Below are 15094 nucleotides of genomic sequence, written 5' to 3' on the forward strand. Positions count from 1 at the left end.
ATGACCGTTGTCGAAGTGGATCGTCTCCACGCCCGCTACCACGGCACCGAGAGCGGGACAGCGGCGCGGCTGGACGAGGCGCTGCGCGTCGTGGCCGGGAAAGGCCTCGCGAACGCACTCGTCGGCCGCGCTATGCCGACCAGCCACGCCGTGTGCGTGCCCGAGCTGAACGTGCACGTCGATCTCGATCCGCTCCGCCCAGTCGACTCGGTGTCAGGTGCCTGGGCAGCCGCCATCGCGGATGCGCTGGTGCGACGCCTGGCTGACGGCCACGAGGTCGTGGTGTACGCCCGAGAGCTCGACCTATTTGTGGACATGGTGCGCTCGCTCGTCGCGGGTGACGGCACCCGGACATGGGCGTGGCAGCAGGCCGGGGGGCTGGATCCACGGGTCGCCCGACCGCGTCCGGCCGACCTCGCCGAGGTCCTCGCCCGCAGACCCGCGGTGGCTCCGTCGGTGCTGATGGCGACCGTCGACGTCATCGACGTCGCGCTGCAACCGGCTGGGTGGCACATCGTCGCCCGCACGGTGCGAGGCATGTTCGGTGGCCGGACAGCGAGCTCGAAGGCCGCCGCCGGGCCCGGCGTGAGGGTCGCGCGAACGCCTGCCGTGCTCGAGGCCGTGTCCGCAGCACGCGCGTTGATCCCGCGTGCGGCGTGGGCCGCCGCCAGATCGGACGAGGCCCGTGCAGATCTGGCGGTCCTCGCGCTCGCCTGCGTCGCACCTGCCCTGTCTCGGGACCCGGTCGCGATCGAGGCGGTCGCCGACGGCGGCGCGTCGCGAGGCCGTCACGGGCTGATCCAGGAGCGTCCGGCCCGGGACGATGAGTCGGCCCCGGGTGGTGCGGCTGCCGACAGCGACGAGCCGCCCGAGCCGGTTGAAGCAGAGTCGACCGGCGCCGGCCCCGTCTCACCCCAGCGCGCCGCCCTGTCGGACGAAGTGCCCGAGCCCGAGCCCGAGCCCGTGCCCGGGCTGGGTGGGTGGGCCGCCGACAGAGAGGAGCCGGTGGTCAGCCGTGTCGGCGGTGTCCTCTTCCTGATCCACGGGATCACGGCACTCGACCTGCCGATGGAGCTGCTGAACGGACCCTTGGCCACGCGCACTGCGGGGGACGCGCTCGCGCGGGTCGTGGCCGCCGCAACCGGCGCCGCCGTGGACGACCCGGCGACGCTGGTCGTCGCCGGGGTCCGACGCGGTGAGGCGACCGAGCGGCTTCACGATCCACTAGGGTCCGCGCAGGCCGCCGCCGTCGAGGACCTGAGCCACCGGCTGACGCAATGGGTACGCGACCGTCTCGGTTCGGACGACGAGGACCTCGCCTGGGTATGGCGCCGACGGACCACGATCGATGCCGAGCCGGGATGGGTGGAGGCGACCTTCTCCCTCGATGATGTCGATCTGCGAATCCGGGCCGCCGGCCTCGACTTCGACCCAGGTGTCGTCTGGTGGCTCGGCGGCGTCGTGAGGTTCCGCTATGTCTGACGCCACGCTGTCCCAGCCGGCCCATCAGGTGCTTGGCGACCTCATCCGACGGCTGGCCGAGCTCGCCGGTGATCCGACCATGGAACCGGCAACCGACGGGATCGCCGTCGCGCTGCAAGAGGAACCGCCGGCGAACAGCGCCGGCTTCGATCGCATCTGTTCGGCGTTCAGGCTCTCCGCGTTCGAGCGCGAGCTGGTTATGCTCGTCGGGCTCCCCGAGGAGCACGAAACGATCACCCACCTGGCAAGGGTTCTGCACCCGCGCGGCGAGCCACGGATGTCGTTCTCGACGATCGCCGAGGTTCTGGGTCTCGGCCCGATTGGCAGACGCCACCTCAGGGACGCGATCCTCGCGGGACCGTTGCACGTGCACGGGCTTCTCGTGGCCGAAGGGTCCGGCCCGCTGCCGGAGTCCGGGCTCCGGCTCGCCGCGGGGTTGTGGAGCGTCCTGCGCGGCCACGACCACTGGCCCGCCCAGATTCGCAGGCGAACGATTCCCGCGGTCGCATCGCCGTCGCTGGACGGGGCGCGCTTGGCGAACGCCCTCGACGGCGGGCGCCGCATCGTCGTCGTCACCGCCGCGACGCGACCGCCGACCGAGCTGGCGGCCGTCGTGCGCGGTGCGGCAGAAGCGGTCGGCACCCGGGTCGTCGTCGTGTCGTCCGACGACGTTACCGGGGAAGCTCAGGAGCTGCTCTCGGTTCACACCGTGGCCCGAGAGGCGCACCCCGTCCTCATCGGCCGACCGCAGTCGCCGCCACTGACCACCCATCCCGGCCCGGTCGTGATCTGCGCCGAGGAGTCGACCGGCCTCCCGCTCGATGACCGTCCAGTCGTCGTGATCGAAGTCGGCGAGCGGGATCTGGGCGAGAGCATTGATATGTGGACCGGCCTCGTCCCCGAGCTGAACGGGGGCGCCGAACACCTGGCCAGTCTGCTGCGGGTCGACCATCTGCGGGCCAGCCGCGCGGTCGATGATGCGCGGGTGACGGCCCGAGCCGATGCCGGCCCGATCACGGTGGCCGACATCGTCCGCCATGCGCGTCGACGTACCGGCTGCGACCTCCCGGCGAGCGGACGGATCGTGCGTCCTACCGTCGGCTGGGACCAGCTCGTCACCACACCGGACAACACCGAGTTGTTGCGGTCCATCCTCGACCGGGTCCGCGGTCAAGTCCGCGTTCTGCATGACTGGGGCTTCGAGTCCCGAGCCTCTCGCGGGGTGCACGCGCTCTTCGCCGGACCGCCCGGCACCGGCAAAACCCTCTCAGCGCACATCGTCGCCTCGTCACTGGACCTCGACCTGCTTGTCGTCGACGTTTCGACGCTGGTCAGCAAGTGGCTGGGCGAGACCGAGAAGAACATCAGCGAGGTGTTCGCCGCCGCCGAGCGATCGCAGTCCGTGCTGTTCTTCGATGAGGCGGACGCGATCTTCGGCAAGCGCACCGACGGCAACGATGCCCAGGCCCGGTGGGCCAACCTCGAAACCGCGCACCTGCTCGCGAAGATCGACGGCTTCACTGGCCTCGTCGTTCTCGCCACCAACCTTCGGGGCAACATCGACGAGGCCTTCGTCCGTCGCCTCGACGTGATCGTGGAGTTCGACGAGCCCGGGCCCGCCGAGCGGCTCCGGCTGTGGGAGACCCACCTTCCCCCGGCCGCACCGCTCGCTGACGACGTCGACCTCCGCCAGCTCGCCTCCGTGTACCAGCTGACCGGCGGCCTCATCCGAAACGCCGCGCTGGCCGCGGCATATCGGGCAGCGGCGGGCGACCGCTGCATCGACCAGCGGGGCCTCCTCGATGCCGTCGAGCGGGAGTACCAAAAGGCTGGGCGCTCGTTCCCCGGGATCCCCCGAGCTAGGACCGGAACCCATTCAGGAGGTATGTGACATGCCAACCGATCTCCGCGCGCGCGCCAAAGACCAAGGGGAACTCCTACGCGCCGCAGCCGACCGTGTGACCTCGGCCCTCATGGCGGCACGCACCGAACTGCAGACCCAGCATGCCGCCCCCGCCGAGGTTGCCTGGGCCGACTGGGGACGCGATCTCGGTGCCGCCCAGCATGAGACGGTAGCTCGTGACGCGCTCGACGACGTCCGGTCTGGGCAGGCAACCGTGCGGGAACAGATCGCCGCCGTTGCCAATCCCGCGGACGCGGAAACGTTCGAGGATCAGCTCCGCGAACTCATGGTCGCCGAGGCGGCGTTGGGGGTTCAGCTGCGCCACGCTCGTGAGCGGATTGCGGCGGCGAAGGCCACGATTGCCGCGCTGTCGAGTCTCTCAGCGCGGGTCGAATCCGAGCTGCAGGCGGCCGCCAGCAGAACGCAGTGGGGTGAGCAGCATGCCGGCCTGGGTGAGCAGCTCCGCGACGCCCTGACGCAGCCGCCGCTCGACACGATCGTGGCCGATGCGCAGGCGCTCCTGGACAGCGCTGCCTTCGCGGCCGCCAACGATCGTCTCGACACGCTCCTACCCGCTGAATTGCGGACTCGCGCCGAGCAGCGCGCCAAGGAGGCTGCGGCCGTCTCCGCCGATGCAGCAGCCGCGATGGAAACGGTCATCGAGCACGCCGACACAATCGAAACCGCGGCGACGCCGGTCGCGGGAGCGGTAACGATAGGGGAGCGCAATCTGCTCGACGCCGAGGATGCGGTCGCCGCCTACTCGTCCGCAGCAGCGGGACGTCTGGCAGTCGCGTCGGCGGTCCTGGGAAGCGTCGCCGCGACACCAGACCTGTCGGCGGTGCAGGCGGCGGCGATCGACGCCGCCAACAATGCCGACGGAGTCACTGCGGTCGAACACGAGACGGATCTCGGCGCAGCGGTCGCGGCCTGGATCACCGCGCGGAGCGCCGTCGACGATGCCGTCCTCGATGCGGTTGTCGAAGACCCCGACAGGGATCCCGAGACGGCCAAGGCGGTGATCGACGCCCGCGCCGCCGTCGCCGACGCGAGCATCCAAAACCCGCTGACCGCAGCCCGGGCGGCCTACGACACTGCTGTCCGCCAGGCACTCGACGAGTGGGAGGTCGAAGTGCCGCCGCCCCTGTGGGACGCGCTCGCCGACTTCGTATCCGCTCGCCGCACGCTCCAGGAGCTGTCCGACCAGTCGGCCCGGGCCGCGCTGGTGCAGGACCTCGACGACGCGGAGCACACCGTGGCTGCCGCGTTGAACGCGCGCGACCGCGAGCTGCGGGTGCGCTGGGCCCTCGGTATCCAGCAGGCGGTCCGCGCCGGAACACACGCCGCGGCGAGCGCAATGGACACCGACCGCCGCCGCCAATACGTGGCCGGCGACGGCCCGGCGGGCCGTACGCGCGCCGAGCTGTGAAGCACACAGGTGAGGAGGAGGACGTCCCAATGGCCAGCCCTGATCTGATCGTCGGCGAGCAGCGATGCGGTGACGTGTCGTTGCCCGTCAACCCGTTCGTCTCGAACCGCTACCACTTCGGCATGTTGCTTGGCGTCGACGACCTGGAGACCGAGCAGGCGTACCACCGGGGCAAGGGCTGGTTGCACAACGCATGGCTGCACGGCATGGGCGTCATCTGGGGCCTGCGGGTCGAGGTGCGGGCAGACCGCCATGAGGTCGTCGTGCACCCTGGCCTGGCGATTGACGGGCACGGCCGTGAGCTACGTGTCGCCGAGGTGATGTGCGTCGACATCGGTCGCTGGTTCGACGAGCGCAGACCCGAAGATCTTGAAGTTGAGGACTATCCCGACGGCGGGATCACCTTCACGGTGCATGTGGAACTCTGCCACGACAGCTGCCTCGACCGTCCGGTGCCGTCGATCGCCGAGCCCTGCGGGGAGGCCAGCTTCGATACCGCCTACTCGCGAGCGGTCGAACGCGGGCTCCCTCGCATCGTTGCCGGTGCCGTGCCCGAGGATCCGCCCCCTAATTATCCGCGGCTGCGGCAATTCTTCGGCCAGCTGCCCGTGACCGACGAGCCCGATGATCTGGTCGGTACCGCGCTCGAGGAGATTGAAGCGGCCGATCCGGTCGACAGACCGGCATTGTGTCTGGTGTGGTTCCGCCGCCTCGCAGCCGAAGACACCATGGGGCTCGGGCCCGAGGACGGCAGCGGCTGGTCGCCGGTGACGGGAGATGGCTGCGTCCCGCTCGCACAGCTGCAAATCCACCTCGATGCCGACGGTGCCGTGATCGACGACGACGCGACGACGGTCGACAACTGGGTACGGCCGTCGCACGTGCGCACGCGCACGATCCAGGAATTGCTGTGCCATACGGGCCATGGCCCCAACGCGCCGCACGAGGAGTGAGGACATGACACATACGAGGATCAGTGGCCCGATGGAGCTGCTCGGAGCGCACCCTGGCATCAGCGTGATCGACCCATCGTCGGTGCTGACTCGGCTCTGGTACTTCGACGGGAAATTCCTTCGCGCGGAGGGCTTCCGGCTCGACCAGGAGTACGTCCGATCGCTTGTTGCCCTCTCCAACCAGGCTGTCGGGTACGGCATTGTGCACGGCTTCGATGTTCGGCGTCGTGGCGGCGACGCGGTGCGGGTCGACGGTGGAGTGGCGCTCGCACCGTCTGGTCGCGTGATCCATCTACCCGGTGAGATCGACCTCTCCGTCGCCGAGCTCATCGAGCGTTCGACAGGTGAGTTTGACCCCGGCGTGGCCGTGACCCCACGGACGGCCGAGTTCGGCCCGTGCCCACCGGAGAGACCGGATGCACCCGTCACCGGTGTGCCGCCCCGGGCGCTGTACGTGCTCACCGTCGCGGCCGCTGAGGCGCTCTGCGGTGACGAGGAGCGATTCGGCCAGCTGTGCGAAGATGCCTGCGCCAAGGAGACCGACCGGTCGCTGGCGGTGGAAGGGGCACGTTTCCGGGTGCGTGAGCTGAGGTTGTCGCTGCCGGTCAGTGCCCGGGTCCCGTTCGACCGCACGCACATCCGGTCGCGAGTCGCCACGGCATACTTCGATAGCGAGCAACGAGCGACCCCCTCGATGATCTCGGGATCCGGACTCCGCTCGGGCGTGTGGTGTGCCGGCGCGGAGGGAGTCGGCGGTGAGGAAGTCCCGCTGGCCGTATTCGAGCGGTCCGGCAAGACAACGACGTGGCTCGACATGTGGGTCGCGCGGCGGGAGTTGGTTGAGACGACGCCGCACCGGTACTGGGGGTGGCGCCTCTCGATGCGGCCTCTCGACGTCTTTCTCGCTCAGCTCCTACAGTTCCAGTGCCAACTCCTGGACGGGCCGAACGGAAAGGGCGGTTCCGGCGTCGACGATCCGTGTGCGGAGAAGAGTTCGGTGCTCACTGAGGCCGACGATGTGCTCGCTTCCCTTATCGCGAGCGACCCGGCGGCCACCGCGCTGGTGGAACTGCGCGAGCGGATCTCCGGTGCGCTGTCGGGTCCAGTCCGCTCCGTGAGCGGATCCCTCTTCATCGACTGGGGCATCGTGACGCTGCCCTCGGGAGGCTACGTGCCTATCGACCCTACCCAGCCGCTGGAGGCACAACTGCACGCCATGATGGGCCCCGGGGTGGACCTGCGCTTCTGCGCTGTGCGTCCTGACTACATCCCCGAGGCCCTGCAAGAGGCCCAGCACATGGAACGCATCTCGCTCTTCCAGGGGATCGACAACCCGAGCGCCATCGAGGAGGTCGACATCCTCGTGCCCGGCGGATTGGTCACCGAAACGAGCACCGCGGTCGAGGCGTTCGAGGGCCGGCTCAGGATCCTGCCCGCGGTCAGGAAGGACGATCGGGGCTACACCCGCGGCTCGGTCCTGACGCTCGCCGCTGTCGCGAGGGATCACATACAGCCTGGTTGGTCGTGGACGCTTGCCGCTCATGGCGAAGTACCGCCCCAATTGGCTGTCGGCGGCCTGGTTGCCGCCGTATTCAATGGATTCCGGTTCGCCGACGAAGACGGCGATGCGCGACGGGAAGCGAATGGCGGGCTCCACGTGGAGGTGGACGATGTGCACGACGCCATCCTCGCCGACGTCGCGTTCTACCAGCGCTTGACACGCGAAGGTGTACGGGCTCGGGAACGCCACGAACGTGCGGTCATCGGTGCTGTAGCCCCAGATCGACGCCTCAGGGACGAGCGCCGACAACTCATCGGCATTTGGTTCGATGTCGAAACCGATCGCGACCTGCGCGAGGTGCCGATCGGAGGACAGGCTGCACTGCGCTTGCGGGCGACGACCTATGCCCGCGGGAACACCGAGCCGCTGCTGTTAGATGCCCAGATCACCGGGTCGCTGGTCGTGACAGATAGGAGATCCCGGCACGCTCCTGGGGGCTCTCGTGTCATCGACCTTGTGACTGAGGTCAACGGAGCCGTTGATCCCCTCGCCATCGTCGCCGGGCAGGAGCATGATTTGCCGCCGCAGCGTATCAAGGGCGTGTCACTCGACTGGCGAATCGGCGTATCGAGTCTGGGCGTGCGCATCCTCAACGTTTCCCTTGGCAGGGGTCATGGCGGAGCCCGCGCCATGTTCGATGACAGAGGAGACCCCCGCCAGGTCCATGGGCTCTTGTCGATGGAGCGGCGAGGCGATTCGCCAATGTTCGCCGGGGACTGGACCCCCCTCGCCGCTGCGGCCAGTGGTGACAGCGACTCCACTCGTGCGGTGGGGCTGGAACTGGAGCTGAGCGAGTCACCGGGCGCACTCGACATCGGAGCTCGGGGACGCAGCCTCGGTGAGGCAGTGATCGACATCATCGGCGCCGAACTCGCTGATCGGGATAGAGACGCGAGCTTCACCACTGTTGCCCGATACCGACTGTTCGACGCCGAACGCGGCAGCACAAGCGCGGTTACGCCGCAAACCGATTGGGTGATGTTCCATCGCCGGCGGACCAGGATATGCGCCGGACCAAGCGAGCTTCCCAAGGCCATCCGTCGAATCCGATGGCTCCATGCCGTCACCGACGACAGAAGTGATCTGCAACGGTTCGCCTCGTTGGCGGGGCGATGGGAAGAACATGGCGACACCGGCCGGGTGAGAGTGCAAGACCGGGTCGACCAACTCGGCTTCAAGGAAGTTGCTGTAGCGGAGTTCCTCGAGCAGAGCACCGAGCTCGCGTCGTCGCGGGTCGCGCTCCGCGCGGCGTGGAGTGCCGCGCCGCGCGGTAGTCACCTCATCACTGGGGTGGTTGCGTCACCGCCCACGAGCGACGGCGAGCAGGTCGACCTCGGCCGCCTCGGGACCGCGACCTCGGCCGTCGCCGATCTCATCGACACGAGCCACATGCGGACGTCGGTGACCTCGGCGATTCCCCCAGAGTTCCAGGTGACCGGCATCGACGGAGTCTTCTTCACCGTCGGCTTCCAACCGCCCGAGGCTGACTTTTCCCGGGTATTGCTCGTTCGGCTGTCGGAAGACGAATTCGACAAGATCGTGACTGGGCTGCAAAGGTTCGACGAGGTGACGCAACAAGACCTTGATGACCTCCTGAGGGAGCGACCGGAGGACGTCTTCGTGGCCGTGTTCGTTGGCACCGAACTCGAGAACCCGGACAATCTCGGCGAGTGGGCAGAAACTGGGCCGCCGGTCGACTTCGGCGTGTTCGGGTTGGCCTCGTCGATCCAGAACACGCCCGACGCCGACGCCGAGCTGGTCACCGGGTGGACGGAGGCAGTGCAGCGACCCTTCGGTCTGCAAAGCTTCCAACCGATCGCCCCCGTCGGAGACCTCCGGTGGTCGATCGACGACTGGGTGATGATCGTCTTTCTCGTTGGAAAAACTATCTGACTGACTCGATCGACACGTGGGCTAAGCGCAGAAGCCCACGTGTGAGGAACTTCGCCAGCCACTTGTCACACGAGGGTCGGTGAGAACACTTGGCGCACGTCGCCGAAGACCGCCGCTACATCCCGGTTCCCGCCGAGCCGGACACGGGGTGACAACCGTACGCTGCCCTGCGCGCCTCCGTGGAAGCGAAATAGGCGTCGCCGGCGAATCCGGCGATTATTCGTTCGGTCCCCAACGCCGACAGGTGCCGGTGGCCAGCGCCGGCGGTGCCGAAAGAGGAGCGGTGCAAGAAGTGAATTGCCGCGGCTCTCGGCGAGCGACGTTCGTCGACTTGAGAGTTCACCGGATGGGTCAACCGGGAATTGCCCATAGTTTCAAAACAGGAGGGACTTCAGTGATATTTGTATTCGTCCGGCATGGGGCGCGCACCGACCAAAAACTGAGCGCAAGGGGAAGTTATCAGATGCATATCTTGGCCAAAGCACTTGCCGTCCAAGAACTCTGCCCGACCCACATCTTCTCGAGCGAGGCGGATCACGCGCTTGAGTCAGCCAGGATTCTTTCAAAGGAACTGTCCGACAAGGTGGACCCAATAAAACTAGAGGCACTCAAGCCAGAAGGTGGGCCAAGCGGGATCGACGTACTAGTCGGGCAGATCGAAGGCACGGGCGCAGCCCTTTCAGGCGCAAGCGCTGTGGTGATAGTGGTAGGCCACGAAGGTCGGCTTAGTGATCTCGTCACCGACGTGTCCGGCAATCGGGAGCATCCCATCGCGCATGGCGGCGCGGTGTGCATCCAGGGGTCGGCTCTCGCCGATTTTCAAGCTGGACGCGGCAGGGTTCACTACCGGTATCCGACGGTGGACTACCAGGAGGACAAGTTGCGCCCAAAGGTGCAGTCAAAGATGGTGGTGTCTACTTTCCTCGCAGGATTCGTGTTCACGGCATTGAACGCACTCCTGCTCGAAGAGAAGGAATGGCCGTGGCACCGGGTAGTGGCAGCGGTAGCCCTGACCGTGTCCCTGGCGCTCTTCGTCGCAGCGGTTTACGCGTACGACCAGATCGGAACACCATCAGGTTTCTTGACAGACAACAATCCGCGAGGATTACAAAGGAAGCTGAGCAACTGGCGCGAGCGGCGACTTGACAAGAAGTGGATCAAACTTTACAAGATGAATTCCTGCAGAATGACGGAAGAGGAAAAAGGGCTGTGGGCGGACGATGACCGGGCCTTCTCTTGACCCGCCGAGACGGGTTAACTTACTGGCTGATGGTTCGAACATCAAGGCTCGTTTTCACGCCCGCAGTCCTCGTGGCCCTGGCAGCGTTCGTGTTCGTTCTCGTGGGAACCGGAACGTTGGTCGTGACCGTAGTCAGTGGCATCGCCCTGCTGCTGGCACTTGGCTATGCCGCGTTCCGTAGACCAGACCTGGGTGCCGACTGACGCACTCGAGAAATCCACCGGCATGCAACGCAGGGTAGAACCGCCCACGACGACACGTCAGGGCGGCGATCCTCGACACCCAGTCCGCGGCGCTGAACGCGCTTCTGAGGGCGGTGGGCCCGGATCGGGACCTGGAAACGGCCCTGTGGGCGCTGCCGGGCATCGGCCAGACGAAGGCAACCAAGCTGATCGCCCGCAAACGCCCCCGGCTCTACCCGATCTGGGGTGCGTCCAGCAGAACACGAGAGGAGTGGCTATGAGTTCGAGGTAGTCGATCTTGTCGTGTTCGTAAGCTCGTCGTCGCTTGCCGGTGAAAGTCCGGTCCGGGTAGCTGCCAGGAGGCCCGGTAGCAGACTGGCGGCTCGGTCTGGAAACGAGTCGGGTCGGAGCCCAGTGTCGAAAGCCCTGTAATAGGGGGAGCGAAGATGCGGCCGGTGGCATGAAGCGAAACCTGCGGCGTCGTTAGGGTAGCCCGCCCTTTGGGTGGGAAAGAGAGAGTGCCGAGCCCGCTCCATCAGGGTGAAGGCCACGGAAGGTGCCCAAGACCTTTCAAGTGCAGGCACCGAAGGACTCCTCGGCGTATGGGGTGTTCGAACGTATCGATAGTGGCGGCGGGGTACCGGGGGAGGCCCTCCCCGGCCCGGGGAACCTGCGGATTGGTGTTACCCGGGAGCAACGCGCCCTATAACCGGTAATCGAAGGAAGTGGGTGGCGTGCCGGGTGGGCGTCGGAGGCGGCCGTAGTACTGCTTGAGCCGCGCGGACAACGGTGAGAGAAGGGCCGCTGCTTCGTCGATGTGTATTTCTGTTTTGGAGGGGCTCGGTGAGTTCGCCGGTGCGGGATCTTCTCCCGCAAATCAGGTTCGTGCCTTGCAGTATGCGCTGTACCGGGCGGCCAAGGCCGATCCCAGGCGAGAAGTTTCATGCGCTTTGGGACAAGGTCTGTCGCAGAGACGTCCTGTGGCGTGGGTGGTTGCGGTGTGCGCGACGGCCAGCAGGTACTCATTGACGAGTCCTGGCGGGGCCGACGGTGGGTGGTCGAGACGGACATCACCACTTGCTTCTCGGCGATTCAGCACGAGAAGTGGACGTTTTCGGTCCTGACATGTGGCTGCCTGGATGGGTGCTCCGTCAGATTCCCATGCGCATGGCCGTGTCCTTCCCGAGAACGACCACGAGGACGCGACGGACTCCCTTCGTGACGACATCGGTGAGTGGCGGGAAGGCGAGATCGCGATATGAACTGTGTTCGAAGAACTTGTAGACGAGGATGGGGATCGTTGACATCGAGGACAGTATCCAGCGGACGGCGAGCGTGGTGCCGGATGGTGCGGTGACGCTCGCCGACGTATGGGCGGCCGCTGCGGCCAGCGTGACGGCGGCGAGCAGCAGACCGGCCACGTATACCACGGCCGTGATCTTGCTCTTGTTGCGGTGTAATGCCATTGCGACACTGATGCCTACCGTCGCCGCCGCGGCAAGTGCGGTGGCAGGGATCTGTGGGTCCGATCCCCATATTGCGCAGACCGCGAGAGCTCCGGTGGCCAATGCGGTGAGCAACGCGATGTTCCATGGGGCGTGGAGCCTGCTCGCGTATTTGAGCCATTTCTGGCTTCGTCCGTCCACCTCGATGATCGGCTGTAGGGGTTCCTGCGTCGGTGCCGGCAGCGGTGCGAATCTCCGTGTCGTGTTCAGGAGCAAGAGCCGAAGGTGCGGTTTCTGGGCGATGTCTCTGCGGTAGTAGTAGGTGCTCCCGTCGTGCTCACGGACGAACGTGCCGCCCTCGAGACACCACGTCATCGAGACGAAGAGGATGCCCAGCGAAAGCGTATACAACGCGAATACGGCCAGGAACATTGTGTCGACGGGTAGGGACATGTGAAAGGGGTTGCCCAAGGTCCAGTTCCACGGCCAAGTCCACTGCCACGGGATGTCCCGGGTTCCGGAGCCGCCGGTAGCCGGCAGTGTGATGCCGAGCACCGTTCGCAACGGATACCCGAGTCCGACGACCAGTGACACGAGCACAGTGACGGAGGACGGCGACGTCTGTAGAGGGCCTTGAGTTGTGGGTACGTACCCGTTCCGTTCCATGCCTCGGAGAATCTCGTAAACAGCGGCGAGCCCGAAAACCCCGAGCAGCATCGGAAGCATGTGGTGGAAGAACGAGACAAACGGGAGTGCGCATGCGAGCACAGCCAGAAAGAGACGTACCGAGATGACGCACGAGACGAGGATGACGACAGGGCGAATGTCGGATGTCGTGGGGTCGAGCGGTATCCGACCGCGCTGTCCCGCGGCCGGAGCCTGCATGTCCTCGCCCAGGCCTCGCAGATCGTTCCACTGATAGCGGGCTTGGTAAACAAGCACTTCGAGCACCAGCCACAGGACGACGACTCGTGGCCAGAAGTATTCGAGCTCGGCGGTCTCGGGTCGTACAGCCACGAGAACCAGGGCGCCGATCGGAAAAAACGGCGCCTTGGACAGGTCTGCCGGCCGGGGGAGAATCAGGTACGACGCGAGGCTTCGTCTACGCGACGTCGAAGCCGTCCCGTCTACCGAGGGAGTGAGTGGTTCCAACGATCGGCGATGCGCATCGTCGACGAGGTTCTGGAAGTACCGCTTTCCTCTCACGGTGGCGTTGACGGACTCCATCAGAATCAGGGCCGTGGCGGCGCCGTAGAAGACGATCATGGTGAATTTCAGATAGATGTCGAACGTGCTGGCCATGTACATGACGAGTCCGATGAATACCGCGCCGACCGAGAAAAAGATGATCATCGTCAGTATGCGCGGGATTCGCGTACCTTGGCCTAGCGATCGCAACGTCACCTGTATTTCCTGGTAGGACATGACCGTGAGCCGGGGGTAGTTGTCGAGTGTGGGCGGTGAGGGTAGTTCCTTACGGAGCTGACGTTCCAGTGCACGAATGTAGAAGCTGCGCACGGCCGCCTGGGAGCCGACGATCTGTAGCAAACAGATCAGAGCCAGTGGCACGAGCGGTGCCGCTGCCGAGATCCAGTCAGGCATCCGGAGCGTTGGGTTCTCACCGCTGATGCTGGCGACGAGCGCGCCGAGCAGGGTCAATGTGGCGACCACGGCTCGGAAGAGGGTGGTTTGCTGGTTGAGGAGCTCGCGTTCGTCATCCCGCGCCGAGGTGTAGTCGGCGAGTAGTACGTCGAGATGCCTGTCGCTTCCGTTCATCGGCACCTTTCGGAAGGCGTGGCGAACGCAGTCTAAGCAGGATGCTAACCGGAGATTCGGGGTCGGGGAGGGGTTGGCGAATTTCTCCGGCGTCATCGTCTGTCTGCTGCTTGTTCTTCTTCCCGGACTGAAACTGCCGGGTGTCTTCGGCCCTGCAGCACCTCTGTTCGTTAACACCTCTGTTCGTTGGCGCCTTTGTTCGTTGGGCCCCGGGTGCTATTCGGGTTGGTTGAGGGCGTCGGTGATGCGGTCGTGGACCGTAGGTTTCGAGGACCTTCTTCGTCTTCGGAGTGAATGGGATGTGCCCGGCGGAAGGGGCGGAGCCCTCCGGTGCGCTGACGCCCTGGAGTTTGCTCTCGAGGGCCGGGGCGGTGACCCCCCATGAGGTCAGCGCTGCCGTTCCGGGGCCGCCGGCGTCGAGGATCCCGACGAGCAGGTGGTCGGTGCCGACGGAGTTCTGGTAGTGGGTGCGGGCGGCGCCGGCGGCGAGGACGACCACCTGACGGGCTTGATCGGAGAATCTCTCGAACACCATGACGCGCTCCCTCCCCAGGCGTCGCCGCGAGCGACGCGATCCGCTGCTGAATCTCTGCTGTTCATTCTGGGTGGTGTGCAGGTGGTGATGGGTGGGACCGATGTGACCTCGGCACCCGTGGGCGTAATGGTGCTGTGACCTGGTGTGATGACATGTCCCCGGTTTGTGATGTGGAGGTGTCGGGGGAGTGCCGGCACCGGGGTGCCGGCGGGCGCGCGGGTGCCCGTTTCGTCCGATTTCGAGCTATTTTTGAAAGGTGTTGATTGACAACATGTTTCGGTAACTTATTGGTGAATAAGTGTTTACGTGTGTTGTGCACAAACGTCAGGTTGTAAGGTTCGTAACTCGTTGTCGATGAACAATTTTGGGTGTTATTAGACTTTCGACTGTTTTGGGTTGCGTGGGGGTGGGGTGGTATGCTGTGGGTATGACATGGAGCGGCGCGGGAAGGCGAGTGGGCGGCGGGTCGGGCACACCCTCCCGCCTCCCCAGCTTCGTTGGGGCGTGGGGGACCGGATCGAACGTTCCGAGTAAAAGTGAGGTGAGAAACCTAATCTCGGGAAATTCAGAGGAGCGGAAGCGACTCGATCGACGGAAACGGGAATGGACCCACCGCGAGCCGCGCAGCGGCTCCCTGGCGGGGAGCGGAGCGAAGTGGAGCCGACGGCCGGCGCGCAGAGCCGGGAGAAGCGAGA

At 65.9% G+C, this 15094-nt stretch carries 11 protein-coding genes; 9 read left to right on the top strand and 2 right to left on the bottom strand.

What is annotated here, in order from left to right:
• From MLGJGCBP_RS49880 to MLGJGCBP_RS49915, 8 genes are all read left to right on the top strand, one after another.
• Positions 1–1482, top strand: coding sequence for a hypothetical protein (locus MLGJGCBP_RS49880; RefSeq protein ID WP_160093751.1), 1482 nt, complete (start codon positions 1–3; stop codon positions 1480–1482).
• Complete coding sequence (locus MLGJGCBP_RS49885; protein WP_160093752.1) at positions 1475–3373, top strand: ATP-binding protein; 1899 nt, start codon at positions 1475–1477, stop codon at positions 3371–3373. Before MLGJGCBP_RS49880 ends, MLGJGCBP_RS49885 begins: the two co-directional genes overlap by 8 nt.
• A gap of 1 nt (position 3374) precedes the next feature.
• Positions 3375–4814: a hypothetical protein gene (locus tag MLGJGCBP_RS49890; RefSeq protein WP_160093753.1), complete on the top strand. Its 1440-nt coding sequence runs from the start codon at positions 3375–3377 to the stop codon at positions 4812–4814.
• Between the two features lie 29 nt (positions 4815–4843).
• Complete coding sequence (locus MLGJGCBP_RS49895) at positions 4844–5767, top strand: hypothetical protein (protein WP_160093754.1); 924 nt, start codon at positions 4844–4846, stop codon at positions 5765–5767.
• A gap of 814 nt (positions 5768–6581) precedes the next feature.
• Positions 6582–9221, top strand: coding sequence for a hypothetical protein (locus MLGJGCBP_RS49900; RefSeq protein WP_160093755.1), 2640 nt, complete (start codon positions 6582–6584; stop codon positions 9219–9221).
• 250 nt (positions 9222–9471) lie between these two features.
• The gene (locus MLGJGCBP_RS49905) at positions 9472–10461 is read left to right on the top strand and encodes a histidine phosphatase family protein (protein ID WP_236580862.1); all 990 of its coding nucleotides are present in this window, start codon (positions 9472–9474) and stop codon (positions 10459–10461) included.
• Between the two features lie 29 nt (positions 10462–10490).
• Entirely contained in the window at positions 10491–10664 is a 174-nt protein-coding gene (locus MLGJGCBP_RS49910; RefSeq protein WP_160093757.1) for a hypothetical protein, read from the top strand.
• A gap of 113 nt (positions 10665–10777) precedes the next feature.
• On the top strand, positions 10778–10924 hold the full coding sequence (locus tag MLGJGCBP_RS49915; RefSeq protein ID WP_160093758.1) for a DUF6308 family protein: 147 nt from the start codon (positions 10778–10780) through the stop codon (positions 10922–10924).
• Between the two features lie 870 nt (positions 10925–11794).
• Here the strand turns inward: MLGJGCBP_RS49915 and MLGJGCBP_RS49920 are convergent.
• Together MLGJGCBP_RS49920 and MLGJGCBP_RS52905 are read right to left on the bottom strand one after the other, a co-directional pair.
• A complete protein-coding gene (locus tag MLGJGCBP_RS49920) occupies positions 11795–13864 on the bottom strand; it encodes a hypothetical protein (protein ID WP_160093759.1) in 2070 nt (689 codons plus the stop codon).
• Positions 13803–14399 (bottom strand): Clp protease N-terminal domain-containing protein, encoded by a 597-nt coding sequence (locus MLGJGCBP_RS52905; protein WP_236580863.1) that lies wholly within the window; start codon positions 14397–14399, stop codon positions 13803–13805. Before MLGJGCBP_RS52905 ends, MLGJGCBP_RS49920 begins: the two co-directional genes overlap by 62 nt.
• Here MLGJGCBP_RS52905 and MLGJGCBP_RS49930 point away from each other — a divergent pair.
• Positions 14301–14537 (top strand): hypothetical protein, encoded by a 237-nt coding sequence (locus MLGJGCBP_RS49930; RefSeq protein WP_160093760.1) that lies wholly within the window; start codon positions 14301–14303, stop codon positions 14535–14537. The two genes, MLGJGCBP_RS52905 and MLGJGCBP_RS49930, sit on opposite strands and share 99 nt — an antisense overlap.
• Positions 14538–15094 lie beyond the last annotated feature (557 nt).

Origin of the sequence: Rhodococcus sp. T7 (assembly GCF_009872365.1) — a bacterium.
Classification (GTDB): Bacteria; Actinomycetota; Actinomycetes; order Mycobacteriales; family Mycobacteriaceae; genus Rhodococcus_F.